The following is a 24,073-nucleotide window of genomic DNA, read 5'->3' on the forward strand; positions in this document are numbered from 1 at the left end:
TCGATACTCTATGGTTTTCGCTTGTTTTGCTCCGCTACGGTTAGGGCTCCCGCGGTGGGGGGGGGGGGGGGTTTGGGGGGGGGGGGGGGGGGGGGCCCCCCCCCCCCCCCCACCCCCGTTCACCCGTTCGGGTCAGACCTTGGCCTTGCCCAGGATGCGGTTCACTGTTGTACCGCATACCGGACACTTGCCCTTGGCCATGTTCATTCCGGTCTTCGAAACCTCGACGTGCCCCTCGAAGTCCCGCTTCTCCTTGCACTTCACGCAGTAACCGTTGTAGGTCGTCTGGGCCTGGTCGGCCACGGTGCCCTCCTCGTCTCGTCCGCCGGTCAATGCCGTTCCGGCGGGGTGCCCGGCGGCGGGCCACACGGGGCGCCGGCGCTGGGTCTCACTCCGCGGCCACCTTCGTGACCGCTGGTCCGCGGACCCTACCCAGGTCTGGGCAGTTCCATGTCAGCTGTGCATCGACACTGTGAGCAAGTCGACGTCGAGAGTGTGCATGGCGAAATAGGTCGGATAAGTCAGTTTGGCGGGGACACGCCGACCAAACCCTGACAGCCACCCGTGCGAGTGCCCCTGCGGCGGCATCCGGGGCGGTGATCACCTACGGTGGAGACGTGCCGAGCACCGGCGCCATCGGCGTTCACCAAGGGTGACGAGATGGCGCGATGGCGCTACGGTCAAGAAATTTTCGGGACGGCTGGCGACCAATCACCATTTTCCGGGCGCGTGTCGTGCGGTTGACTCTTGCGGACCCCTGGTCAGTGGGCATTAGCTTTCCTTCGTGACACGTAGTCGAGGCTGCGCGGGCCAGTGATGGCGGGGGCGCGCAAGCCGGTCGTCGAGGTGCGGCGCAGTCAGCGTCGACGACGCACGGTGTCCGCGTACCGTGACGGTGAGCGAGTGGTCGTCCTCATCCCCGACCAGTTCTCCCGTGCCGAGGAGAGCGAGTGGGTCGACCGGATGCTCGCCCGGCTCGCCGCCCGGGAGGGGCGCCTCGCCCGGTCCGACGACGAGCTGCTGGCCCGGGCCAATCGGCTCATCGATCTCTACCTCGCCGGATACGCCGCGAAGGCGGTGCCGGCCAGCGTCCGATGGGTCACCAACCAGAACGGCCGGTGGGGTTCCTGCACGCCGGCGGACCGCAGCATCCGCATCTCGCACCGCGTCCAGGAGATGCCCGACTGGGTGATCGACTACGTGTTGCTGCACGAGTTGGCGCACCTCATCGTGCCCAGCCACAACGCCCGGTTCTGGGCGCTGGTCGGTCGCTACCCCAAGGCGGAACGCGCCCGCGGCTACCTCGAAGGGGTCGCCGCCGCCTCCTCCTGCGCGCCGCTTCCCACCTGATCCACACCCCGCCCCGAGTCTCTGGACGCCGCGCGCCGAGATCCACTCGCCTTCCTGAATGCCGCGCTATCCAGGTCTCCGGGACGCCGCGAATTCAATGAAAACCGAGTCGATCATGCAGCCGAGGCCCGCTCGCCGACGTGGTTCGGGATGGGTGGGGTGGCGGGCGCTAGGGTCGGGGGATGGCGCGACGGGTGGTGGTGGCGTTGCTCGGGCCGGTGCACTGGTCGCCGCCCGGCGTCGACCTGGCGCAGTGGCGAGCGGCGCTCGCGGAAGACGTTATCGACCTGTTCGCCACGCTCAACGAGGTGGAGGTCGCGGTCGCGGTGACTCCGGCCGACCGGGCCCTGGCCGATGCGCTGGTGTGGCCCGGTACGGCGGTGTACGAGGTGGCCGAGCCGACGCCGAACGCCGTGTTCGCCACGCTGAAGGGGTACGACCAAGCGGCAGTGCTGGTCAGTGACGTGCCCGACCTGCCCGCCCTGACCGTCGGCAAGCTGCTCCGCCCACTCACCAGCCGGCCGGTCGCGGTGGCCCCGGTCGAGGGCGGCGGCCCGGGTCTGCTCGGGGTCGCGGTACGACTGCCCGCGCCGGACTGGCTGCCGACGCTGGAGCTGGACACCGCGACGCCGGCTGAGGCGCGCGCCAACGCCCCGCGCCCGGGTGACGTGGCCGTCACCACCGGCTGGCGACGACTGCGCGGCCCGGCTGACCTGGCCACGCTGGACCCGGCCTTCGAGGGTTGGGAAGCGACCCGCGCCCTGCTCTCCGGGTCGGGCCGACCCACCTGAACCGCCGCACCTGACGAACGCGCCCGGGTGCCCGCTGTCGATGACGCGGGCACCCGGAGCGCAGGCCGTCGACGCGTGGGCGTCAGGACCTGGTGTCGCCCTCGCCGTCGGTCTCGTCGGACGGACCGGGCTGACCCGACGGACCCGACGGACCGGGCTGATCAGACTGGCCAGGGGCCTTCTCCTCCACCCCGCTGGGGGCGGTGAAGTCGAAGCTGTCCAGCTCGCTGAGGTCCATGTCGTTCATCGCGAAGGCGACCGGGTCGGCGAAGTCGTCGTCCGACGGGAGCAGGTCCGGGTGGCCCCAGACGGCGTCGCGGCCCTCGATGCCACGGTGCTGGGTGAGCGCGGCCCAGAGCGCCGCGGCCTCGCGCAGTCGGCGGGGGCGCAGTTCCAGACCGACCAGCGCGGCGAAGGTCTGCTCGGCGGGACCGCCTGCGGCCCGGCGACGGCGGAACGCCTCGCCCAGCCGGACGACGTTGGGCAGCCGGTCGCTGGCGGCGCTGTCGACGACGTGGCACACCCAGCCCTCGACCAGGGCGAGTGCGGTCTCCAGGCGGGCCAGCGAGGCCTTCTGCGCCGGAGTGTCCTCCGGGGTGAAGATGCCCTCCAGGGCGATCGCCTGCATCGACTCGGGGTCGGTCGGGTCGACCCGGCCCATCGCCTCCTCGATCGCCTCCCGGTTGACCCGGATGCCCGAGGCGTACATCTCGACAGCGCTGAGCACATGCCCACGCAGCCACGGGACGTGCTGGAACAACCGCTGGTGGGCGGCCTCGCGCAGCGCCACGTAGAGGCGGACCTCGTCCTCGGGCAGCTCCAGGCCCTCGCCGTACGCCCGGATGTTGGCCGGGATCAACGCGGCCGTGCCGGCCGGGCCGAGCGGCAGCCCGATGTCGCCGGCGGAGAGCACCTCCGCGGCGAGCGAGCCGAGGGCCTGGCCCAGCTGACCGCCGAACAGCGCGCCACCGAGGGAGGCCACCATCGACTGCATCGGGCCGAGCTGGGCGCGCGCCTCGGGTGGCACCAGGTCGCCCATCGCACCGACCATCCGGCTGGCGACGGGGTCGCACAGCTTGCGCCACACGTCCAGCGTCTTGAAGATCCACTCATTGCGGTTCCACGCAACGGGGTTCTGGATGCCGGAGGGCCACGCCGAGGCGGGCTCCAACCACAGGTCGGCGAGGCGCAGCGCCTCCTCGACCGCGTTGCGCTCGTACATCGACACCGCCGGGTCACCGGCGGCCGCGAGCTGGCTGGCTGCTACCTGCCGGGCCAGGTCCCAGTTGACCGGCCCGCTGCCCGGCGCGGAGAGCAGGTGCTGCAACTGCGACATGAACTGCTGCATCTGCGCGGGATCGTTGGGGTCTGGTGGTTGCCCACCCGGGAGCGCGAAACCGAACGGAATATCAGGCACGACATCTACGGTACGCGGACCGCGCCCCAGGTAGCCGCCGCTGGCGTTGCGCTGAGGGCGAAGTCGCGCGCCGCATCCGGCGGGTGACCCGCAGCCGGTCGGTACGCTCTGCGGCATGAGACGTCGTGGCCTGACGGTCCTGCTCGGTGCCCTGCTCACCGCCCTGCTGAGCATCGGGGTGCTCCGGGTGCCGATTCCGTACGTGGTGCTGGGCCCAGGGCCGACGGTCAACACCCTCGGTACGACCGACGGTAAGGAGGTCATCCAGGTCTCCGGTCGGGAGACCTCGACCTCGGCCGGTCAGTTGCGGCTGACCACGGTGGGGGTGCAACCCAGTGTGCGGTTGCGGGGGGCGATCGCTGGCTGGTTCTCCGACGACGAGGCGGTGGTGCCGCGGGAGCTGGTTTACCCGCCGGGGGAGTCGACGGAGCAGGTCGAGCAGCGCAACGCCGAGGACTTCAAGGCGTCGCAGACCAGCGCGGAGACCGCCGCGCTGCGGGAGCTGGGCTTTCCGGTGCAGGTGGTCATCAAGACGGTGGCCGGGGACGGCCCGGCGGCCGGGGCGCTGAAGGCCGGCGATGTGATCACGTCGGTCGACGGTCAGCCGGTGCCGGTGGCCGCGAAGGTCACCGAGCTGGTCCGGGCCAAGCCGGCGGGCACGGCGTTGACCATCGGCTACACCCGTGACGGCGTGCCGGCCACCGCGACGGTGACCAGTCAGGAGCAGGACGGCCGACCGCGGATCGGTGTCGAGATCGATCAGCAGCAGCCACACCCGTTCACCCTCGGCATCGACCTGGGAGACATCGGTGGGCCGAGCGCCGGTCTGATGTTCGCCCTGGGGATCGTGGACAAGTTGACCCCGGCCGACCTCACCGGCGGCCAGATCATCGCCGGCACCGGCACCATCGACGACGAGGGCGCCGTCGGCCCGATCGGCGGGATCGCCCAGAAGCTGGTCGGCGCCAAGCGCGCCGGGGCGAAGGTCTTCCTGGTGCCGGCGGACAACTGCGCCGAGGCGGTCCGCAATCCGCAGCCCGATCTGCCGCTGTTGCGGGTGGGTTCGTTGGACGAGGCGATGACCGCTCTGGAGACGTTGCGCGCGGGTGGTCAGCCGACGCGTTGCTGACCGATGTGACCGTGCCCCGACACGCTCAGGAACACCCCGTACTCTGGGTGCCTGGTCGGAGCCGATCATATCGAGCGTGCGGAGCCAACAGTGGTCATGCGAAGCAGCAGCCCCCTCCCGAGGATGAGCCGGCGCGGGCGCGTCACCATCGCGGTCCTGGTCGGGGTGTTCGTGCTCTTCACCCTGCTCGGCTGGGGTGTCCAGGCCTGGACCGACTGGCTCTGGTTCGACGAGGTCCGCTACACCGAGGTCTTCACCGGCGTCCTGCTCACCCGGCTGGTGCTCTTCCTCGCCATCGGCCTCGGCATGGCGGTGATCGTCGGCGGCAACCTGTGGCTGGCCTACCGGTTGCGCCCGCGACTGCGTCCGCACTCGGTGGAGCAGGCGACCCTGGAGCGCTACCGGATGGTGCTCGGCCCGCGTCTCGGCACCTGGATCTCGCTGACCGCCGCGGTGGTCGGGCTCTTCGCCGGTCTCTCCGCGCAGAACCGGTGGAACCAGTGGCTGCTCTTCCGCAACGGCGGTGACTTCGGCATCAAGGACCCGGAGTTCGGGGTCGACATCGGCTTCTACGTCTTCCAACTGCCGTTCTGGCGTTACCTGCTCGGGGTCGCCTTCACCGCTGTGGTGCTGGCCGTGATCGGCGCGCTGGCGGTGCACTACCTCTTCGGCGGGGTCCGCCTGCAGGGCGTCGGCGACCGGATGAGCAACGCGGCCCGCGCGCACCTGAGCACCCTGGTCGCGGTCTTCGTGCTGTTGAAGGCGATCGCGTACGTGCTGGACCGGCGGGCCATGCTGCTGGAGTACAACGAGGGCGCCAAGTTGTACGGCGCCGGCTACGCCGACGTCAACGCGTTGCTGCCGGCGAAGGAGATCCTCGCCTACATCTCGATTGTTGTGGCGATCGCGATCCTCGTGTTCTCCAACGCCTGGATGCGGAACCTGGTCTGGCCGGGGATCTCGCTGGCGCTGCTCGGCGTGTCCGCGGTGGCCATCGGCGGCATCTACCCCTGGGCGGTGCAGACCTTCGAGGTCAAGCCGAGCGCCAAGGACAAGGAAGCGCCGTACATCCAGCGCAGCATCGACGCGACGCGGGCAGCGTTCGGGTTGGGGGCCACCGAGACGACCCCGTACGCGGCGAACAACCTCACCCCACCGGCGAACCTGGCCACCGACACCTCGGTGGTGTCGAACGTGCGACTGCTCGACCCGCAACTGGTCAGCGAGACGTACACCCAGCTCCAGCAGGTGCGTGGCTTCTACGACTTCGGCCCCAAGCTGGACATCGACAGGTACGGGGTGAACGGAAAGGTCTCCGACTACGTGGTCGGCGTCCGGGAGATCAACTACGGCGAGTTGACCGACCAGCAGAACACCTGGATCAACAGGCACACCGTCTACACCCACGGGTACGGGCTGGTGGCTGCCCCGGCCAACCAGGTGGTCTGCGGCGGGCAGCCGTTCTTCGTCTCCGGCTTCCTCGGCGAGAAGACCCAGGAGGCGTGCTCCTCGCAGACCGAGCAGATCCCGGCCAAGCAGCCGCGCATCTACTTCGGCGAGCGGATGGCGGCCGACGACTACGCGATCGTCGGCCAGGCCGACCCGAACAGGAAGGCCGAGTTCGACAGGCCGGTCGGCGACGGCGGCGGCGAGTCCTACACCTACACCGGTGAGGGCGGCGTCGAGATCGGCTCCTTCACCCGGCGGCTGCTGTACGCCATCAAGGAGCAGGAGTCGAACTTCCTGCTCTCCGAGGCGGTCAACAAGGACTCCAAGCTGCTCTATGTGCGTAACCCGCGCGACCGGGTGGAGAAGGTCGCGCCGTTCCTCACGTTGGACGGCGACCCGTACCCGGCGGTGGTGGACGGCCGGGTGCAGTGGATCGTCGACGGTTACACCACGGCGGCCACCTATCCGTACGCGGAGAAGGTCAACCTGCAGACCGAGACCACCGACGAGTTGACCAACCGGGGCACCTTCCAGCTGGCCCGCGAAGACGTCAACTACATGCGCAACTCGGTGAAGGCCACCGTCGACGCGTACGACGGCACCGTCAAGCTCTACGAGTACGACGACACCGATCCGGTGCTCAAGGCGTGGAACAAGGCGTTCGGTGGTGACCTGGTGCTGCCGAAGGCGGAGATCCCGGTCGAGCTGACCGAGCACCTGCGCTACCCGGCGGACATGTTCAAGGTGCAGCGCAACCTGTTGACCAAGTTCCACGTGACCAACCCGGGTGACTTCTACTCGGCCCAGGACTTCTGGCAGGTGCCAAACGTGCCGGACGCTCCGGACAGCGGCCAGAAGCAGCCTCCGTACTACCTGTTCACCCAGTTCCCGGGGCAGGAGAGCCCCCGGTTCCAGCTCACCTCGGCGGTCACCCCGAACGGCCGGCAGAACCTCGCCGCGCTGATCTCCGGGTCGTACGTCGAGGGGAAGCCCCGCCTGGAGGTGCTGGAGTTGCCGGACCAGACCCGGATCTCCGGTCCGGTTCAGGTGCACCAGCAGATGACCAACAACGCGAACATCCGTCAGCAGCTCAACCTGCTCTCCAGCAACCAGGCCCAGGTGCACTACGGCAACCTGCTCTCGTTGCCCTTCGCCGACGGGATGCTCTACGTCGAGCCGGTCTACGTGAAGAGCAACCAGCAGGACGCGTACCCGCTGTTGCAGAAGGTGCTGCTCTCGTACGGTGACGGCGGCTCCTTCGTGGCGCTCGCCGACAACATCAACGACGGCATCAAGCAGTTGGTCGAGCAGGGCAAGAAGGCCGGGCAGGGCACGTCGCCGCCGCCGACGACCGGGGGCAACCCGACGACGCCCACGCCGACGCCTTCGGGCACGGCGACGCCGGCGCCGACGGCGACCCCGAGCCCCGGCACCCCACCGCCGACCGGTGACCTGGCTGCCGCCGCGGACCGGGTGCAGACCGCTATCACCGAGGTCCGGGCCGCGCAGACGTCCGGCGACTTCGAGCGGTACGGGCGTGCGCTGAAGGCCCTCGACGAGGCGCTCACGGCGTTCCAGCAGGCGCAGCAGGCCGCTGGTGCGCCGGGTGCCAGCCCGAGTGCCGGAGGCTGACCCGCCACCGCACGCAGTTCCTCCCCGAGCCCCCGTCGTTCGGACCGCATCAGGTCCGAACGGCGGGGGCTCGGCCGTTGTCGTGATCTGTGCGTATCTGTCACGTCACCGACAGCACCCTCCACCCCCGCAACCTGCGACGCCGGTCCGCCGTCCTCAATGCAACGGGGTGGGGACGAGGGGGAACAGTCGTGCGGGACGCGCAGAGCTTCGATGACTTCTACCGCAGCACCGCCCGGCGGATGGTGCGGTACGGCTATGCGGTCGCTGGCGACCACGGCGAGGCCCAGGACCTGGTGCAGGAGGCGTACACCCGGGCCTGGCGGCAGTGGGGGCGACTGTCGTCGCATCCGGCTCCGGAGGCGTGGCTGCGGCTCGTGGTGGCCCGGCTGGCCACCGACCGCTGGCGGCGCCTGCACCGTTGGCGGGTGGTGCTGAGCCGTACCGGACCACCGGCTGTCGCACCCCCGCCCAGCGAGGACGGGGTGCTCCTGGTCGGAGCGCTCCGGCAGTTGCCCGCCACGCACCGGCAGGCGCTGGCCCTGCACTACCTCTTCGACATGTCCGTCGAGGAGATCGCCCGGGAGACCGACGTCCCGGTCGGCACCGTGAAGTCCTGGCTGTCCCGAGGCCGGTCCCGGCTGGCCGCGCTGCTGCCCGACCTCTGCACCCTGGAGTTGGAGGCGAACGATGTCAGTTGAACTCTCTGCCCTGTACCGGTCGCTCAGCACCGTCGCGGACGGGTACGAGCTGACCCATCCCGAGTCGCTTCGACGGTTCGCCGACCGGCGGGCCCGGGCCCGGGTAGCCGGTTCGACGCTCGCGGTGGCGCTGCTCGTCGGCGGGGTTGCCGTCGGTGGCCGACTGGCGTACCCGGCGGACGGCGCCGCACCGCTGCCGCCGCCCGCCGACACCCCTGGCCCGCTGCCGACCGGGGCGACTGCGACCCCCCTGCCGTCGACGACACCGACTCCGGCGTCGACACCCTCGTCCCCGCCGCCGTCGCGGACCACCCCGAGCGGTACGCCGTCGCAGCCGGCCACCGGACCGGCGGCACCTCGACCGCCCACCTCGATCCCCGACCGCGCCTTCTTCGTGCTGGCGGCCCCGAATCGGACCGGACTGGAATCCTCGGGGGAGGGGCCGGCACTGCCGACGCTGTGCGGGACGCGCCTGCCCAGCGACTCGGCAATGGTCCAACGCCGTGGTCGCTACCTGGCCTACAAGTTGCCGGAGACGCCGACGGGGCACGTCCCGGACGGCAGCTACCGGCACACCATCACCATCTACCGGGCAGGCCGCGCCGACGACGCGTTGCGGGAGCTGCGGCAGGCCGTGCGCGGCTGCCCCGACCAGAAGCTGTCCGACGACAACAGGACGTGGCGGCAGCGGCTGCTGGCCTCGGGGGCGTACGGGGACGGGTCGGTGCTGTTCGAGATGCGGGCCCCGATGCCGGACGGGATGGGCGAGCCGGGTACGGAGGAGGTTCGGCTGGTCCGGGCGGTCCGGGTCGGCGACGTGGTGACGGTGCTCTGGGAGCAGGGTTGGGAGCACACGGCGGCCGTTCGGTCCCAGGTCGATGCTGACAGTCGACGGGCGGTCGCGGCGATCGAGAACTGGCTCGACTGACAACGGCCCAGGTCAGGGGTGTCGGCGAGTGCGGTATCGGCGTCGCTTTGCGGTGTCCCGGGTCGGTGCGCTACGGTTATCGAGCCGACGCGGGGTGGAGCAGCTCGGTAGCTCGCTGGGCTCATAACCCAGAGGTCGCAGGTTCAAATCCTGTCCCCGCTACGAGAGAAAGCCCGTCCCGGGAAACGCCGGGGCGGGCTTTCGGCATTGTCCGGCACGTTGGGCATCGTCGAGTACGGGCGCCCGCAGCGGTTGGTGACCCCGGTGATCATCGCTCGGAACGGGTGAGTTAGTCTTAACCAGTCGACGCGGGGTGGAGCAGCTCGGTAGCTCGCTGGGCTCATAACCCAGAGGTCGCAGGTTCAAATCCTGTCCCCGCTACCACTGAAAGTGATACGAGTCCGGCCCCCACAGTGTGGGGGCCGGACTTGTTTGGTGCCGCTGTCAGAACTGAGGGGCCCGGACGGGCCGGCACCTCGTCGGTGCCGGCCCCCCCGGCGGGTTCTACCGCAGGCCGAAGGCCCGGGTGACGGTCTGGGTGACGCCGCCACCGTTGCGCTGCTTGGCGGTGACCCGGATCGACACGAAGTCGGCCCGGTGCGGCGCGTTCAGCGACGCCTGCCAGGTGCCCTTCTTCTCCCGCAGGTCCTGCCGCTGCCAGGTCGCCCCGTCGTCGTAGGAGATCTCCAACTCAAGTGACGACACGGCGTCCCGAGCCGCTGTGCTGCCCACCACCACGGGCGTGATCGAGAAGTCGGTTCGGCGCTTCGTCCGACCCGCGAAGTCCACGTCAGTTCCGTAGTCCAGTTGGACCAGCGGGATGGCCTGCACCTCAGTGCTGCCGCCGGAGACGAAGCTCCACTCGGTGTGCGTGGCGGTCGAGTACGGGCTGAACTCGGGCTTGCCAGTGGTCTCGACGACCAGTCGGTACGGCAGCTTCTCCGGCGACAGGTCACCAGCGCCGACCTCCGGCCAGCCGTCGAACCGGGTCAGCTGCTTGTCGCCCTGATAGAACGTGGCGATCTGCGACATGCTGGCCCCGCCGCTGTGGGCGGCGCCCGCGTCGCCGAACCCCTGGATGTAGGCGCTCATGGCCGTCTCACCACGGAACGGGATCTCGGTGCTGAGCAGCCGTGGCCGGGTGATCGGCCCGAACCAGCGGTCCTTCTGGACGCTGCCCGGCCGGTACGCGATGGCCTCCGTGTTGGACCGCGCCCAGTCGGCGACGTCGGCGTACTGCATCCACTTGATGCCGCCGCCTGCGGAGACCCAGTCGGTACGCGGCCCCGGCGCTACCGGCTCGAACGGGAACGGCCGTGCCGCCGCGTACTCGTACGGTGGGAAGTCCATCCGGGTCTCGCTGGACTGCTTCCCCGGGGGCGGGGAGAAGGTGAGATCGATCCGGGCGAGGTTGCGCGGGTCCGTCTTGGCGGACGGGTCCTTCGGCACCCCGCCGCTGTGGTAGTCCACCAGGTCGTACAGGTACTTCGCCCTGGGGTGGGCGACCACTACCAGTCGTACCGGGTTGCGGCCCGCGACGGTGATCTTCTGGATCAACGCCTCGCCCTCGTCCATGGTCACCGAGGCCACCGGGACCGGTCCGGGCGTCACCGCGTCGGGGTTGCCGTACCAGTCGCTCTTGCGACCGGCGCGGTCGTTGACCACGACGAGCATCGCCGCACCGGCGGTGTGCGCCGCCGCTGCCTGGTCCGTGGGGGTCACCGCGTCGTTGCCGCGGACGACCACTGCCTTGCCGCGGGCGGAGACGCCGGCGTAGTCGGCGGTGCCGCCGTCGCCCGCGAAGACGGCGTCCAAGCGCGAGGTGCCGTCGGGCAGCGGTGGGGAACCGGGCTGCGCGAGCGGGTGGCTGAGGTGCCGGCCGTGGTAGCTGATCGCCAGTGGCGTCTGCGCGGCGCGGATCCGGGTGGTGAAGACGAAGCTGCCCTTGCGCACCTTGTCCCTGGTCGGCAGGGCCCACAGGCTGTCGTAGGCGGCGCCCGGCCAGAACGTCTCGCGGAGGGCGCTCCAGTCGGTGGGTGTCGGCTCGCTCGAGGTGAAGGAGCGGTAGACGTCGATTCTGCTGTTGACGACGGCGGTCGGCTGGGGTGTCGCCACCTTCACCTGGCGGGCCCGCGCGGCGTCGAGTTCCACTACCCGGTTGGTCGTCAGGTCGACCTCGGGAGCGGTCAGCATCGCGAGCCCGAGGGAGCGGGGCCCGTGCAGACCCTCCACGTCCGCCGCCGTGACGACAGTGTAGGAGCCAGGTGCCAGGCGGGCGGTGAGCTTTCCGTCGGGCACCCACATGAAGGCGGAGCCGGTCTCGGCGTTGACGACCTCGACCTCGCCGCTCATGGGCCGGCCGGCGCGGTCCTTCAGGTGGATGGTGAGGTCGTACTTCTTGGACTCGACGGCGACCCCGACGGCCGTGTGCACCTCGCCGGCGGCGAAGCGGGCCGTGACCTGGGCTGAGTACCTGCCGGCGGGAAGGCCCGCCGGGGCCACCACGACGTCGACAGTCGCGCTGGCCCGAGCGGGCACCGTGACGCTGTCGGCGGTTGCCGTGAACGTCTGCGCGGGGGCGGAGCCGTTGTCGACGGAGAGCGCCAACGCGATCGGGCTGTCAGTGGTGTTGGTGTAGGTGATCGTCCGCTTGATGGGCTGTGGCGCGGTGCCCCAGCCGACGAGTCCGGCGTCCACCGACCCGGACGCGACGACCTGGTCCTGGTGGTACGCGGCGGCGACGTTCAACCGACCGCTACCGGCCTGGTAGGCGTCGTAGTCGGGCGTGCGGACGCTGGTGCTCATCAGCGCGTCCTTGATCTGCCGCGCGCTCCAGGTCGGGTGCTTCTGGACCAGCAGGGCGGCCGCCCCGGCGACGTGCGGCGCTGCCATCGAGGTGCCACTGTCGGCGTAGTAGTAGCCCTCACCCCAGGAGATGTGCTGCGAGCGTGCCGCCAGCACGTCCACCCCGGGAGCGGTCATGTCGGGCTTGAGGGCCTCGTCGTTCAGCCGGGGTCCGACGCTGGAGAAGCCCGCCAGGTGGTCGGAGGTGTCCACCGCCCCGATGGTCAGCGCGGCGTCCGCGGTGCCCGGCGCACCGAGGGTGTACGGATCTGGTCCGCTGTTGCCGGCGGCCACGACGAAGAGGGCACCCGTCTCGGCGGTCAGCTGGTTGACGGCCTGGCTCAGCGGGTCGTCCTGGGTGTGCCAGGCGCTCACGCCGAGACTCATGTTGATCACTTTGGCGTGCTCGGCCCGCGCCGCCCACTCCATGCCCGCGATGATCCCCGAGATGGACCCGCTGCCGTACTCGTCGAGGACCTTGCCGATCACCAGGTCGGCGTCGGGGGCCACGCCCCGTTCCCTGCCTCCGGAGGCGGCGCCCGTCCCGGCGACGGTGGAGGCGGTGTGGGTGCCGTGCCCGTTCCGGTCGATCACGTCCTGGCCGGGGATGAAGCTCCGCGAGGCCACCACCTGGTCGGCGAGATCCGGGTGGGTGGTGTCCACCCCGCTGTCCAGGACGGCGACCCGGACACCGCTGCCGGTGCCACCCGCGGCCCACGCCGCGGGCGCGCCGATCTGGGCGGTGGTGTCGGCCAGGGTGGCCTTCGCCTTGCCGTCGAGCCACACCTTGTCGACGCCGGCCGCGAAGGAGGGTGCCGGGGTGGCAGCGCTGCGACCGGTCGGCGACTGTCCATCGGTGAGGGCCGACCAGAAGTCAGCGGCCTGCGATCGGCGGGTGCGGATCGCCTCGCCGCGGACGGAGGGAAGCTCCAGCGTGGTCCGCGCGCCGGGCAGCGCGGTGCCGGTCCTGAGCTTCGCCGTACCCGTCGTGCGGGTGACGATCAGGGGGAGTTCGGCGGTCCGCGCGTCGTCGTAGCCCTGGGCGATGAGCTGGGTGACGTCGAACAGTTGCTTGTCGAGTCGACCGGTGGCGAGGTACGGCATCGCCTCGTCCGGGTACACGTAGGTGTCCCGACCCTCAGTGGAGACGCGTACGGAGCCGGTGGCGCCCGGGGCGCGCTTGACATCCACCGTTGGGGTTGCGCCGTGGACGCCCGGGGTCACGGTCACCCGGTCGCCGGTGATCAGCGTGACCGTGACGGGTGCGCGGTCCGCGTTGCCGCTCGGAGCGGGTTTGGTCGGCGGCGGTGGGGGTGGCGGGGCGCCGTGCGCCGCCGTGGGGGTGAGGAGGGCGGCGACGAGGGTGACGCCGACCGCTGCCGCCGCAGATCTTCGGGTGCGAGAGATCCGCGCACTGTCTACAGAGTTGAGCATGAGGCGAATCCGATCACCTCGAGAGATTCATGTAAAGATCATCATCTTTGCCGGGACGTTGCGAGCGCGTTGCGCCCCGCACGGAGAGCTTGCGGACCATCCGGTCCCGTGATTCGGCGTGGACCGACGTGCCGAGGTTGCGCGCTTCGGCGAGGATGGGCACATGTCTTCATTCGGTAAGTGGTGGGGCCGCCTGAGCGCGGTCTTCGGTGCGGTCGTACTGGCGGTCTTCGTACCCGTCGCGGCCTGGGCGTCCACGGGCACCGGCGAACTCGTGGTGGAGGCCGCCCGGCGGCGAGGCCGCAGCGGCTTCGGGGTGCTCCCGCTGCTCTGCTGCCTGGTGGTGGTCGCGATCGTCGTGTTCCTGGTGCTGCGGCTGATGCGCAACCGCCGGGGTGGCCCGCCGCGCTGACCGGGCCCGAGGCGTCGGCGGATCACCAGCGGCCGGCTCCGGGCCGACCGCCGGTGCTCACACCGCCAGAGCCGCGATGGCCTGGGACAGGAAGCGCGCGGTGGCCTCACGGGTGCCGTCGCGCTTGACGCGGATGCGCTCGGCGGCGGTGACCAGCAGGGTGCGCACCTTGGCGTGCCCCTTGGGCGGCGGCGCCGGCGCCGGCCCGAGCAGGTCGGCGATGCTGGCGCCGAACTCGGCGGCACGTCGCTGCGCCGGGTCGGTGATGCTGCCCTCTGCGTAGCGGCGGACCTGGGCACTGGCGTTCAGCCCACGTTCGTGGCCGAGAACGGCGCCGACCTCACCATTTGTGGTCAGAAAGTTGATCACGTCGGCGACCGCGTCCGGGTGGCGGGTGCCTCGGAAGCCCGCCCAGTACATCGACGCTCGCGCCCACTGAGCCCCCGGCGGGCCGGGAATGCCGACGATGCCCAACTCGGACTCGGTGAGTCGTTGCAGCTCCGGGAGCTGGTGCGACCAGGCGAAGGACGCCGCCGTCACCCCGTTCACCACCAGTTGCCGGGCCGGCTCGCCGCTGTCGGCCTGCTCGACCAGGGCCGCGCTCGGTGTGGCTCGGCCCCGGCGGGCCCGCTGCCACAACTCGAACCACGCGATCAGCTCGTCCGCGCCGAAGCCGAGCTGGTTGCCCCGGTAGAACTCGCCGCCCTGCGACCGCAACCAGAGCCAGAGCGCCCGGTAGTCGCCCGACCCGTCCATGGTGCCGGCCACCCGGCGGTCGCTGGCCTCGGTGACCTGCGTGGCCCAGGAGATGTAGTCGGCCCAGGTCATCCCGGCGCGGGGCTCCGGCATCTCCAGCTCCCGCAGCAGGTCCCGGTTGAACACCACCACGGCGTGGGTCTGCCCGGCGGCCACCGCCATCGTCCGACCCTGCACAGTGCCGTAGCGGATCAGACCTTCCGGCAGGCCCCGAAGATCCAGGTGGTGGTCGGTGAGGTCGAGGATGACCTGACGTTGGGTGTACTCGGTCAGCATGGCGTCGTCGATCTGGATCAGGTCCGGTACGTTCCCGCCGCCCGCCTGGGTGGCCAGCCGGTCGTAGTAGCCGTCGGCGCCCTGCCAGGTGACCCGGAAGGTGACCCTGGGGTTGCGATCCGAGTAGAGCCGTAGCGCCTTCTCGGTGAGCTCGGCCCGCTTGGTGCCACCCCACCAGAAGACCGACAGCTCGACGGGCCCGTCCTGGGTCGAGGTGGCCGCGCCGTCGCTGCACCCCGCCAGCCCGCCGGACGCGAGCAGAGGTGCGCCGAGCAGCGCGCCGAGCAGTCGGCGCCGGCCCGGGTCGGCGCCGAGGCGGTCGAGCGGGGGTCGAACAACGGGCACGGTGCTCTCCTGGACCTACGGGGGTGGCGGTCGGACCATTCACGCAGGCAGCACACGAAGGTGTCAACGTCCGTCCGGTCACCCTCGGCCGGGTGGTCGAATCAGGCCCTTCCCATGTCGCGTGGTGTACTAGGGCGCGTGGAACTTCTGCACTCGGGCAAGGTCCGGGACGTCTACGCCGACGGCGACGACCTGATCCTGGTGGCCTCGGATCGCATCTCGATCTACGACGTGGCGCTGCCGACGCCGATCCCGGACAAGGGTCGTCTGCTCACCGCGCTCTCGCTGTGGTGGTTCGAGCAGCTCGCCGACCTCGTGCCCAACCACGTCATCTCGGCCACCGACGTGCCCGCCGAGTTCGCCGGGCGGGCCATCCGCTGCCAGCGGCTGGACATGGTCCCGGTCGAGTGCGTCGCCCGCGGTTACCTGACCGGCGGCGGCCTGCGGGAGTACGAGCAGACCGGCGCGGTCTCCGGCGTGCCACTGCCGCGAGGGCTCGGCGAGGCGTCGATCCTGCCCGAGCCGATCTTCACGCCGTCGAGCAAGGCCCCGGCGGGCGAGCACGACGAGCCGATCACGTACGACGACGTGGTGGACAAGGTGGGTCAGGCCACCGCCGAGCGGCTGCGGCAGATCACCGTCGACATCTACCGGCGCGGCGCCGAGTTGGCCGCCGACCGGGGCATCCTGGTCGCCGACACCAAGATCGAGCTGGGTTGGGCGCCGGACGGCACCCTGGTCCTCGCCGACGAACTGCTCACCTCCGACTCGTCGCGGTTCTGGCCGGCCGAGTCGTACCAGCCGGGCCGGGTGCAGTTCTCCTACGACAAGCAGTACGTGCGGGACTGGGCCACCGGCAGCGGCTGGAACAAGCGGGCCCCCGCCCCGGACATGCCGGCCGAGGTGGTCGAGGCGACCCGGGCTCGCTACATCGACGTCTACGAGAAGCTCACCGGCAACCGCTGGGAGTGAGTGACGGCCGGACCGGCGTCACTCCACCCAGTCGAGGGTGCGCTGCACGGCCTTGCGCCACTGGCGCAGCTCCTTCTCGCGCAGGTCCGCGGCCATGGCCGGCTCCCACTGGGCGTCGGAGCGCCACTGCGCCCGCAGGGTGGCCAGGTCCGGCCAGAAGCCGACCGCCAGACCGGCCGCGTACGCGGCGCCCAGGCAGGTGGTCTCGGTGATCCGGGAGCGGACGACCGGCACGTCGAGCACGTCGGCGAGGAACTGCATGAGCAGGCCGTTCGCTGTCATCCCGCCGTCCACCCGGAGACGGCGCAGCGCCACGTCCGAGTCGGCGTTCATCGCGTCGACCACCTCGCGGGTCTGCCACGCCGACGCCTCCAGCACCGCCCGCGCCAGGTGCCCCTTGGTGATGTAACCGGTCAGGCCGGCGATCACCCCGCGGGCGTCGCTGCGCCAGTGCGGGGCGAACAGCCCCGAGAACGCCGGCACCACGTAGCAGCCGCCGTTGTCGTCCACCGTGCGGGCCAACTCCTCCACCTCGGCGGCCGTGGAGATCAGCCCGAGGTTGTCACGCAGCCACTGCACCAGCGAGCCGGTGACCGCGATGGCGCCTTCGAGGGCGTACGCCGGTGGTTGGTCCTTGATCCGGTAGGCGACAGTGGTGAGCAGGCCGTGCGTCGACGGGACCGGGCTGGCGCCGGTGTTGAGCAGCAGGAAGCTGCCGGTGCCGTAGGTGCACTTCGCCTCACCCGGCTGGAAGCAGGTCTGCCCGAACAGGGCGGCCTGCTGGTCGCCGAGCGCACTGGCCACCGGCACCCCGGCGAGCACCCCGCCGGCAGTGCCGTACACCTCGGCGGAGCAGCGGATCTCCGGCAGCATCGCCGCCGGAACACCCATCGCGTCCAGCAGCTCCGGGGCCCACTCCAGGGTCGTGAGGTCCATCAGCATGGTCCGGCTGGCGTTTGTCACGTCGGTGACGTGCTCGCCGGTCAGCTTCCAGATCAGCCAGCTGTCCATGGTGCCGAAGAGCACCTCGCCGCGCTCGGCGCGCCCGCGCAGGCCGTCGACCTCGTCGAGCAGCCAGCGCAGCTTCGGCCCGGCGAAGTAGGTGGCCAGCGGCAGGCCCGTGCGGGCCCGGAACCGCTCCTCGCCGTACGCCGACGCAAGCTCGCGCAGCAGCGGCCCGGTCCGGGTGTCCTGCCAGACGATGGCGTTGGCCACCGGGCGCCCGGTGGCCCGATCCCAGACGACTGTGGTCTCCCGCTGGTTGGTGATGCCGACTGCGGCCAGCCCGGACGCGTCGGTGCCGGCGGCCCGCAGCGCCTCGGCGACCACCTGCTCGACGTTGTCCCAGATCTCCTCGGCGTCGTGCTCCACCCACCCCGGTCGGGGGAAGATCTGCCGGTGCTCGCGCTGGGCCACGGCGACGATGTCCCCGGCCCGGTCGAAGACGATGCACCGCGAGGAGGTGGTGCCCTGGTCGATGGCGGCGACGTACTGGGGGGTCACCGCAGCACCGTACCCGGACGGCGGCGCGGCGCGACAGGCGTCACGGCGGGTTCCGGCCCGCCGCCGTCGGCGGCCGTCCGCTTCCCCTACGATGTGCGAACGTGCGCGACATCGCAGTTTTCAGTGGAACCGCCCATCCCGACCTGGCTGCCGAGATCTGCGCCCACCTGGGGGTGCCGCTGCACCCGGTGCGGGTCTCCCGGTTCGCCAACGACTGTCTGGAAGTCCAGTTGCAGGCCAACTGCCGGGAGCGGGACGTCTTCCTGATCCAGCCGTTGGTGCCGCCGGTGCAGGAGCACCTGGTCGAGCTGCTGCTGATGATCGACGCCGCCCGGGGCGCCTCCGCCGGTCGGATCACCGTGGTGCTGCCGCACTACGCGTACGCCCGGTCGGACAAGAAGGACGCGCCACGGATCTCGATCGGCGCGCGGCTCGTCGCCGACCTGCTCACCTCGGCCGGGGCGGACCGGGTGCTCGCGATGACCCTGCACTCGCCGCAGGTGCACGGCTTCTTCAGCGTCCCGGTGGATCACCTGCACGCGCTGCGGGAGCTGGCCACCCACTTTCGGCGCTACGACCTCAGCAACACAGTGGTGGTCTCGCCCGACCTGGGCAACGCCAAGGAGGCCGCTGCCTTCGCCCGGCTGCTCGGCACGCCGGTCGCGGCCGGGGCGAAGCAGCGGTTCAGCGACGACCTGGTCAAGATCAGTGCGGTGATCGGCGACGTGACCGACCGGGATGTCATCGTGCTGGACGACGAGATCGCCAAGGGCAGCACCGTGGTCGAGCTGATGGAGCACCTGCGCGGCCTGAAGGTCCGGTCGATCCGGCTCGCCTGCACGCACGGGCTCTTCTCCGGCGACGCGTTGCAGCGGCTCAGCGACCAGGACGGCGTCCTGGAGATCGTCTGCACCAACACGGTGCCCATCCCGGCCGAAAAGCGCGTCCCCAAGTTGCAGGTCCTGTCGGTGGCCCCCGCCCTGGCCGAGGCGACCCGCCGAATCCACAACGGAGAATCCGTCTCCGCCCTCTTCGCCTGACCCGCCCCCCGCGCCCTCCCGCCCCGTCACCCCGCGCCCGCGCGATCTTGCGGTTTCTGTCGCGACGAAAGGGATATTCCACTCATCTTGACAACAGGAATCGCAAGATCGCCGGAGCGACGGGCGACGGGCGAGGGCGAGGCTGAGTGGGGGTTAGCGCGGGGTGTGGTTTTGGGTGGTTAGGCCCGTCGTGATGCGGACGGTGGTGCCGGCGGTGCCGGTGACGACCTCCATCGCGTCGGTCAGCTCGCGGGCCAGCCAGAGGCCCCAGCCGCCAGCGGTGTCCGGGGTGGGTCGAGTGCGGTCGCCCAGCCGTTGCGGGCTGATCCCGTGCCCGTGATCGGCGACCTCGCAGACCAGCACGCCGGACTCGTGCCAGAGCCGCAGCCAGCCGCGCCCGCCGCCGTGTCGCACCGCGTTGGTGATCAATTCGTTGATCGCGAGCACGAAGTCGTCCAGCCGTTGGCCGCTGAGACCCGAGGCATGCGCGCAGGAGGTGACCGAGTGTCGAATCTCGGTTACCTGGGCCTGGTCAAAGGCTTCGGCGATCAGGAGGGCAGGTTCGATGGGCACAACCGTACGCGGTGCGTGCGGATCTGCGTTCGTCATGGGCCCGTCCCGGCGGCGCATCTCGGAGTATTTCGCGGCTTTTCCACCGTACGTCAGGGTTTCCCGAACCGCACTCGCTGCTCGCCGTGTACCGGCCCGGTTGTGGCATCCTGACCGCCATGCCGTCGCCGCCGGGTGGGTTCGAGGTGCCGCTGTGGCGTGCGCTCACCGTGTTCAGGCTGGCCTCCCTGGCGTACGTCTGCGCGCTCGCGGTGCGCGACGCCGACCGGTACGCCCACCCGTACGCCGTCGGCGCCCTGATCCTTCTGATGATCGCCTGGACCGGCGCGACAGCGATCGGGTACGCCCGACCGGCCTGGCGGCGCTGGCCGCTGCTGCTGGCCGACCTCGGGGTGGTAGTGGCCATCGTGCTGGCCACCCCATGGGCTGTCGGCCGGACGGCGCTCACCCAAGGCGTACCCACCCTGGGGGTGGCCTGGATGGCCGGCCCGGTGCTGGCCTGGGCCGTCTCCGGTGGCCGGCGGCGGGGCACTGTCGCCGCGCTGGTGGTCGCCGGCGCGGACCTGGCCACCCGGGAGCGGATCGGCCAGTCCTCGTTCACCGGGGTGATCCTGATGCTGCTCGCCGGAGTGGTGGTCGGGCACGTTGCCCGGCTCGCGGTGAGCGCCGAGGAGCGGTTGCAGCGCGCGGTGGAGCTGGAGGCCGCCACCCGGGAGCGGGAGCGGCTGGCCCGGGACATTCACGACTCGGTGCTCCAGGTGCTGGCGCTGGTGCAGCGGCGCGGCGCCGACCTGCCCGGTGAGGCCGGCGAGCTGGCCCGGCTGGCCGGCGAGCAGGAGGTTGCCCTGCGGGCGCTGATCGCCGGCGCCGGCCCGGCCGCCGCGAGCCTCCCGGACGGCGGCGAGGCGGTGGACCTGAGGACCCTGCTCGGCCGGTACGCCTCGGGGGCGGTGGCGCTCTCCGCCCCGGCCACCCCGGTGCCGCTGCCCCGCCGGGTGGCCGGAGAGTTGGCCGCCGCGACCGGCGCGGCCCTGGACAACGTGGGGCGGCACGCCGGCGGACGGGCCTGGGTGCTGATCGAGGACGAGGGGGCGACGGTGACCGTGTCGATCCGCGACGAGGGGCCGGGCATCCCGGACGGTCGGCTGGACGAGGCGGCCGCCCAGGGTCGGCTCGGCGTGACCCAGTCGATCCGGGGCCGGGTGGCCGACGTGGGCGGCACTGTCCGGATCGTGTCCGGCCCCGAGGCGGGCACCGAGATCGAGCTGAGCGTGCCGAGGTCACCGCGGTGAACCCGATCCGGGTGATGGTGGTGGACGACCATCCGATGTGGCGGGAGGGCGTGGCCCGCGACCTGACCGAGGCCGGTTTCCTGGTGGTGGCGACCAGCGGCGAGGGACGACAGGCCATCCGGGTGGCCGCCGCCGCCCGGCCCGACGTCGTCGTCCTCGACCTGCAACTACCCGACATCTCCGGCGTCGAGGTTATCCTGGGGTTGCGCGCGGCACTGCCCGCCGTACGGGTGCTGATGCTCAGCGCCAGCGGCGAACAGCAGAGCGTGCTGGACGCGGTGAAGGCCGGGGCCACCGGTTACCTGGTGAAGTCGACAGCGCCCGCCGAGTTCCTGGAAGCGGTGCACCGCACCGCGGCCGGCGACGCGGTCTTCACCCCCGGCCTGGCCGGGCTGGTGCTCGGCGAGTACCGCCGGCTGGCCGCCGGACCGGGGCGGGGGACCGGCCCGGCCGGCGCTGCCGAACCCGCGACGCCCCAGCTCACCGAACGGGAGACGGAGGTGCTGCGGCTGGTGGCGAAGGGGATGTCGTACAAGCAGATCGCCCAGCGGCTCGGCCTGTCGCACCGCACGGTGCAGAACCACGTGCAGAACACCCTGGGCAAGCTGCAACTGCACAACCGGGTCGAGCTGACCCGGTACGCCATCGAACGCGGTCTGGACGACTGAGCGGATGTCAGACCGAGCGCGGCGGCTCTGTCTCGTGGATGGCCAACTCCTCGGCTGTCGCTCCGCCCCCGGCCGATCCGGCGTCGTACGCCACCGAGTCGGTCTCCTGGTCGGTGTGCGACCCCTCGTCCGGTTCCACCAGTCGGCCCACAGTGGCGTCGGCCACCGTGCCGAGCTGACCGTGGTCGTAGAGGGAGACCGGTGAGTTCGGGTCCGAGGTCGGCCCGGGGTCCATCACGTCGGCGTCCAGCTGAGCCTCCGCCGCGGCTTCCAGGTTGTCCGCCTCGAAGGCGATCTTCGGGTCGATGGTGCCGGCCAGCGGGTCGTCCGCCGGGCGCTCGTAGACCTCGCGGTCGAGCTTGTAGTCCAACGACTCACCGTCGAGCTGCTCCTCGGCGGTCGTTCCGAACCGGTCCACCGCCACCGGCGTCCGATCGCCGGGCAGTTGGGCAGGGTCCGGGCCGTCCGCCTCGCGCCCGGTGAGGACGTCGTCGTTGGCGGTCGAGTCGTCATCGGCGGTGTCGGGCAGCCCTTGCGCCTCGGTGTCGGACAGGGGGGTCGGGTACTCGTTGTCGCGCATGTCTGATCACTACCCGCTGCCCTGCCGCCATAACCGGGCGGCCTCCGGCGGTACGTCGCCGAACCGGGCGCCGATGGCGAAAGCCCCCGTCAGGCGGCCTCGTCGTCGGGATGCAGCACACACCAGACGACCTTGCCGTCCGGTACGGCGCTGCTGCCCCAACGACGGGTCACCGTGTCGATCAGCAGCAGGCCCCGGCCGCCGGCACGGTTCGGCGGGGAGATCCCGGCGAAGGTCGGCTGACGCGGGGAGTGGTCGCGAACCGCCAGGTGCAGGGTGGCCTCCTGAGGCGCCAGCCGAACCGTCATCGGGGTCCGGGCGTGCGCCACCACGTTGTTGACCATCTCGGTGATCGCGATGCACGCCGGGTCGGTGAGCGTCGGCATGCCCCAGCGCTCGCAACCGGTGGCGACCAGCTCGCGCGCCTGCCGGGCCGCTCCCACCGCCGGAGCCAGTTCGGCGGTGAGCACCGCCGCCAGGGGTGTCGCCGCCACAGCGGCCAGCGCCCCGTCGAGCGTCGGCCAGGCCGGCACCCCGGCGAGCGCGGCGTCCGGGCGGGCGGGCCCGTCGACCGCCGGGTCACACAGCAGCAGGTCCGCGGCGGGCCAGTCGGCGACCTCCCGGCGTACGTCGGCGAAGACGCCGCGCCCGGCCGGGTCGACGACCCGCAGGCCGGTCACGTCGGCCACCACCGGGCCGGGCCGGGCCAGCAGACGGGCGAGCAGCGCGCCGCGTACCGCCTCGGCGCCGGCGGCATCGAGCACACCGGTCAGCCGGACCACCGCTGACGACTCGTCGATTTCCACGAGACAGCTCGACATGATCGCCCCATTGTGCGCGCCGGTGACGGTCAGCGCATTCGGGCGCTCGACATCGGCCATCAGCGGTCCGACCGGGAGCGGCGGTTGATGGCCGCCAGGGTGCCGACAGCGGTGCCGGCGGCGGCCAGACCGAACGCGGCGGTCATCCGCACCAACTGTCGCCGCCGACCGTGCCAGCCACCGTCCTGACGCGCCTGGGCATCGGGGTGGAACACGTTACCGCTGCTGTCCACCCGGGCGCCCGGGCCGAACTGGGTGCGGTGGGCGTACCAGCCGAGGGTGCGCTCGACCAGCGCGGGTGCCAGCCGCCACTGCAGGCCGATCAGCCGGGCCGCGCCGCCGGCGTACGCCTCGCGGCGGGGCCGGCGCAGCAGCCGGACGATGGTCTCGGCGACCACCTCCGGCGGGTAGATCGGAGGAGGCGGCACCAGTTCCCGGCCGCTGTGGTTGCCGGTGTGCCGGAAGAAGGGGGTGTCGATAGTGGCCGGCAGCACTGTGCAGACGGAGATGTGACCGCGACCGGTGACCCGCAGCTCCTGTCGGACGGTGTCGGCCAGCCCGCGGATGCCGTGCTTGGTGGCGTTGTACGCCGACTGGTACGGCATGGCCACCTCGGCCAGCACCGAGGCGTTGTTGACCAGCACACCCCCACCGGCGGCGCCCAGGTAGGGCAGGGCCGCCTTGATGCCGTGCACCGCCCCGAGCAGGTTGACCTCCAGCACCCGGCGGAACTCGGCGACCGGGATCTCGTCGAACAGCCCCACGGCGCTCACCGCGGCGTTGTTCACCCAGGCGTCGATCCGGCCGAACTCGGCCGCCGCCTGCTCGGCCAGCCGCCGCACCGACTCCAACTCGGTGACGTCGGTCGGTACGACCAGAGCGCGGCCGCCCAACTCCCGGCAGCGCTGCGCGACCTGTAGCAGGGCCGGCTCGCTGCGGGCGGCCAGCACGACGGCGGCACCCCGGCGGGCCAGTGCGTACGCGGTCGCCGTGCCGATCCCGCTGGACGCGCCGGTGATCACCACGGTCGAATCGTCGAGACTGCGGGTCAGCGGCATTCCTGAGCGGTACCCCCGGCCGGGCCTGGTCACACCGACGACGGCTTGTCGATCATCGTCGAACCGTGCTGTCGCGTGTCGCCTGTGCTTGCCGTGGCGCAAGTG

Annotated in this window: 20 protein-coding genes and 2 tRNA genes; 13 read left to right on the forward strand and 9 right to left on the reverse strand. The window is 71.3% G+C overall.

The genetic code is table 11. From position 1 onward, the window contains the following. Window positions 1-132: 132 nt before the first annotated feature. Complete coding sequence (locus ABZ794_RS17400; RefSeq protein ID WP_167457767.1) at window positions 133-303, reverse strand: DUF5679 domain-containing protein; 171 nt, start codon at window positions 301-303, stop codon at window positions 133-135. Window positions 304-816: 513 nt separating this feature from the next. Here ABZ794_RS17400 and ABZ794_RS17405 point away from each other — a divergent pair. Both ABZ794_RS17405 and ABZ794_RS17410 read left to right on the forward strand, forming a co-directional pair. Next, window positions 817-1,350, forward strand: a complete 534-nt coding sequence (locus ABZ794_RS17405; protein ID WP_210784634.1) for a M48 family metallopeptidase — start codon at window positions 817-819, stop codon at window positions 1,348-1,350. A gap of 182 nt (window positions 1,351-1,532) precedes the next feature. Continuing rightward, window positions 1,533-2,141 carry a hypothetical protein gene (locus tag ABZ794_RS17410; protein ID WP_357516253.1) on the forward strand — a complete coding sequence of 203 codons (609 nt, stop codon included), beginning with the start codon at window positions 1,533-1,535 and terminating at the stop codon, window positions 2,139-2,141. An 82-nt stretch (window positions 2,142-2,223) separates the two neighbouring features. Here the strand turns inward: ABZ794_RS17410 and ABZ794_RS17415 are convergent, their stop codons facing one another. Further along, complete coding sequence (locus ABZ794_RS17415) at window positions 2,224-3,558, reverse strand: zinc-dependent metalloprotease (RefSeq protein ID WP_357516255.1); 1,335 nt, start codon at window positions 3,556-3,558, stop codon at window positions 2,224-2,226. Between the two features lie 115 nt (window positions 3,559-3,673). Between ABZ794_RS17415 and ABZ794_RS17420 the strand changes: the two genes are divergently transcribed. From ABZ794_RS17420 to ABZ794_RS17445, 6 genes are all read left to right on the forward strand, one after another. After that, a complete protein-coding gene (locus ABZ794_RS17420) occupies window positions 3,674-4,687 on the forward strand; it encodes a PDZ domain-containing protein (protein WP_357516257.1) in 1,014 nt (337 codons plus the stop codon). Between the two features lie 96 nt (window positions 4,688-4,783). Continuing rightward, window positions 4,784-7,768 (forward strand): UPF0182 family protein, encoded by a 2,985-nt coding sequence (locus tag ABZ794_RS17425; protein ID WP_210784631.1) that lies wholly within the window; start codon window positions 4,784-4,786, stop codon window positions 7,766-7,768. 191 nt (window positions 7,769-7,959) lie between these two features. Beyond that, window positions 7,960-8,469 carry a SigE family RNA polymerase sigma factor gene (locus tag ABZ794_RS17430; RefSeq protein WP_238690302.1) on the forward strand — a complete coding sequence of 170 codons (510 nt, stop codon included), beginning with the start codon at window positions 7,960-7,962 and terminating at the stop codon, window positions 8,467-8,469. After that, complete coding sequence (locus ABZ794_RS17435) at window positions 8,459-9,397, forward strand: hypothetical protein (protein ID WP_210784629.1); 939 nt, start codon at window positions 8,459-8,461, stop codon at window positions 9,395-9,397. Before ABZ794_RS17430 ends, ABZ794_RS17435 begins: the two co-directional genes overlap by 11 nt. An 88-nt stretch (window positions 9,398-9,485) precedes the next feature. Continuing rightward, a tRNA-Met gene (locus ABZ794_RS17440) sits at window positions 9,486-9,559 on the forward strand. Window positions 9,560-9,704: 145 nt separating this feature from the next. After that, a tRNA-Met gene (locus tag ABZ794_RS17445) sits at window positions 9,705-9,781 on the forward strand. A 120-nt stretch (window positions 9,782-9,901) separates the two neighbouring features. Here the strand turns inward: ABZ794_RS17445 and ABZ794_RS17450 are convergent. After that, window positions 9,902-13,675 carry a S8 family serine peptidase gene (locus ABZ794_RS17450; protein WP_210784628.1) on the reverse strand — a complete coding sequence of 1,258 codons (3,774 nt, stop codon included), beginning with the start codon at window positions 13,673-13,675 and terminating at the stop codon, window positions 9,902-9,904. A gap of 163 nt (window positions 13,676-13,838) precedes the next feature. On the opposite strand from ABZ794_RS17450, the gene ABZ794_RS17455 reads away from it, so the two are divergent. Beyond that, entirely contained in the window at window positions 13,839-14,087 is a 249-nt protein-coding gene (locus ABZ794_RS17455; RefSeq protein WP_030336617.1) for a hypothetical protein, read from the forward strand. 57 nt (window positions 14,088-14,144) lie between these two features. On the opposite strand, the gene ABZ794_RS17460 is transcribed toward ABZ794_RS17455, so the two are convergent. Beyond that, entirely contained in the window at window positions 14,145-15,464 is a 1,320-nt protein-coding gene (locus ABZ794_RS17460; RefSeq protein ID WP_210784627.1) for an extracellular solute-binding protein, read from the reverse strand. Between the two features lie 138 nt (window positions 15,465-15,602). On the opposite strand from ABZ794_RS17460, the gene ABZ794_RS17465 reads away from it, so the two are divergent. Then, on the forward strand, window positions 15,603-16,436 hold the full coding sequence (locus tag ABZ794_RS17465) for a phosphoribosylaminoimidazolesuccinocarboxamide synthase (RefSeq protein WP_238690305.1): 834 nt from the start codon (window positions 15,603-15,605) through the stop codon (window positions 16,434-16,436). An 18-nt stretch (window positions 16,437-16,454) separates the two neighbouring features. Here ABZ794_RS17465 and glpK read toward each other — a convergent pair whose 3' ends face one another. Next, window positions 16,455-17,939: a glycerol kinase GlpK gene (gene glpK, locus ABZ794_RS17470; protein WP_357516261.1), complete on the reverse strand. Its 1,485-nt coding sequence runs from the start codon at window positions 17,937-17,939 to the stop codon at window positions 16,455-16,457. Between the two features lie 101 nt (window positions 17,940-18,040). On the opposite strand from glpK, the gene ABZ794_RS17475 reads away from it, so the two are divergent. Then, window positions 18,041-18,979: a ribose-phosphate pyrophosphokinase gene (locus tag ABZ794_RS17475; protein ID WP_210784624.1), complete on the forward strand. Its 939-nt coding sequence runs from the start codon at window positions 18,041-18,043 to the stop codon at window positions 18,977-18,979. Between the two features lie 153 nt (window positions 18,980-19,132). Here the strand turns inward: ABZ794_RS17475 and ABZ794_RS17480 are convergent, their stop codons facing one another. Then, window positions 19,133-19,588 (reverse strand): ATP-binding protein, encoded by a 456-nt coding sequence (locus ABZ794_RS17480; protein ID WP_210784623.1) that lies wholly within the window; start codon window positions 19,586-19,588, stop codon window positions 19,133-19,135. Between the two features lie 119 nt (window positions 19,589-19,707). On the opposite strand from ABZ794_RS17480, the gene ABZ794_RS17485 reads away from it, so the two are divergent. Both ABZ794_RS17485 and ABZ794_RS17490 read left to right on the forward strand, forming a co-directional pair. Further along, the gene (locus ABZ794_RS17485) at window positions 19,708-20,841 is read left to right on the forward strand and encodes a DUF5931 domain-containing protein (RefSeq protein ID WP_357516264.1); all 1,134 of its coding nucleotides are present in this window, start codon (window positions 19,708-19,710) and stop codon (window positions 20,839-20,841) included. A gap of 14 nt (window positions 20,842-20,855) precedes the next feature. Next, window positions 20,856-21,509: a response regulator transcription factor gene (locus ABZ794_RS17490; RefSeq protein WP_196924633.1), complete on the forward strand. Its 654-nt coding sequence runs from the start codon at window positions 20,856-20,858 to the stop codon at window positions 21,507-21,509. Window positions 21,510-21,516: 7 nt separating this feature from the next. Here ABZ794_RS17490 and ABZ794_RS17495 read toward each other — a convergent pair whose 3' ends face one another. The 3 genes from ABZ794_RS17495 to ABZ794_RS17505 form a co-directional block, all read right to left on the reverse strand. Then, complete coding sequence (locus ABZ794_RS17495) at window positions 21,517-22,089, reverse strand: DUF5709 domain-containing protein (protein ID WP_091406114.1); 573 nt, start codon at window positions 22,087-22,089, stop codon at window positions 21,517-21,519. Window positions 22,090-22,178: 89 nt separating this feature from the next. Continuing rightward, complete coding sequence (locus tag ABZ794_RS17500; protein ID WP_238688475.1) at window positions 22,179-22,970, reverse strand: ATP-binding protein; 792 nt, start codon at window positions 22,968-22,970, stop codon at window positions 22,179-22,181. Further along, a complete protein-coding gene (locus ABZ794_RS17505; RefSeq protein WP_210784620.1) occupies window positions 22,970-23,968 on the reverse strand; it encodes an SDR family oxidoreductase in 999 nt (332 codons plus the stop codon). Before ABZ794_RS17505 ends, ABZ794_RS17500 begins: the two co-directional genes overlap by 1 nt. Window positions 23,969-24,073 lie beyond the last annotated feature (105 nt).

Origin of the sequence: Micromonospora sp. NPDC047187, from assembly GCF_040643355.1 — a bacterium.
Taxonomy (GTDB): Bacteria; Actinomycetota; Actinomycetes; order Mycobacteriales; family Micromonosporaceae; genus Micromonospora; species Micromonospora salmantinae.

Excerpts from the sequence above, each read along its gene's own strand:
- ABZ794_RS17495 (WP_091406114.1), bottom strand. The coding sequence starts at position 22,089 with ATGCGCGACAACGAGTACCCGACCCCCCTGTCCGACACCGAGGCGCAA.
- ABZ794_RS17410 (WP_357516253.1), top strand. The coding sequence starts at position 1,533 with ATGGCGCGACGGGTGGTGGTGGCGTTGCTCGGGCCGGTGCACTGGTCG.
- ABZ794_RS17490 (WP_196924633.1), top strand. The coding sequence starts at position 20,856 with ATGGTGGTGGACGACCATCCGATGTGGCGGGAGGGCGTGGCCCGCGAC.
- ABZ794_RS17485 (WP_357516264.1), top strand. The coding sequence starts at position 19,708 with ATGCCGTCGCCGCCGGGTGGGTTCGAGGTGCCGCTGTGGCGTGCGCTC.
- ABZ794_RS17480 (WP_210784623.1), bottom strand. The coding sequence starts at position 19,588 with ATGACGAACGCAGATCCGCACGCACCGCGTACGGTTGTGCCCATCGAA.
- ABZ794_RS17435 (WP_210784629.1), top strand. The coding sequence starts at position 8,459 with ATGTCAGTTGAACTCTCTGCCCTGTACCGGTCGCTCAGCACCGTCGCG.
- ABZ794_RS17500 (WP_238688475.1), bottom strand. The coding sequence starts at position 22,970 with ATGGCCGATGTCGAGCGCCCGAATGCGCTGACCGTCACCGGCGCGCAC.
- ABZ794_RS17455 (WP_030336617.1), top strand. The coding sequence starts at position 13,839 with ATGTCTTCATTCGGTAAGTGGTGGGGCCGCCTGAGCGCGGTCTTCGGT.
- ABZ794_RS17505 (WP_210784620.1), bottom strand. The coding sequence starts at position 23,968 with ATGCCGCTGACCCGCAGTCTCGACGATTCGACCGTGGTGATCACCGGC.
- ABZ794_RS17425 (WP_210784631.1), top strand. The coding sequence starts at position 4,784 with ATGCGAAGCAGCAGCCCCCTCCCGAGGATGAGCCGGCGCGGGCGCGTC.
- ABZ794_RS17405 (WP_210784634.1), top strand. The coding sequence starts at position 817 with ATGGCGGGGGCGCGCAAGCCGGTCGTCGAGGTGCGGCGCAGTCAGCGT.
- ABZ794_RS17420 (WP_357516257.1), top strand. The coding sequence starts at position 3,674 with ATGAGACGTCGTGGCCTGACGGTCCTGCTCGGTGCCCTGCTCACCGCC.
- ABZ794_RS17450 (WP_210784628.1), bottom strand. The coding sequence starts at position 13,675 with ATGCTCAACTCTGTAGACAGTGCGCGGATCTCTCGCACCCGAAGATCT.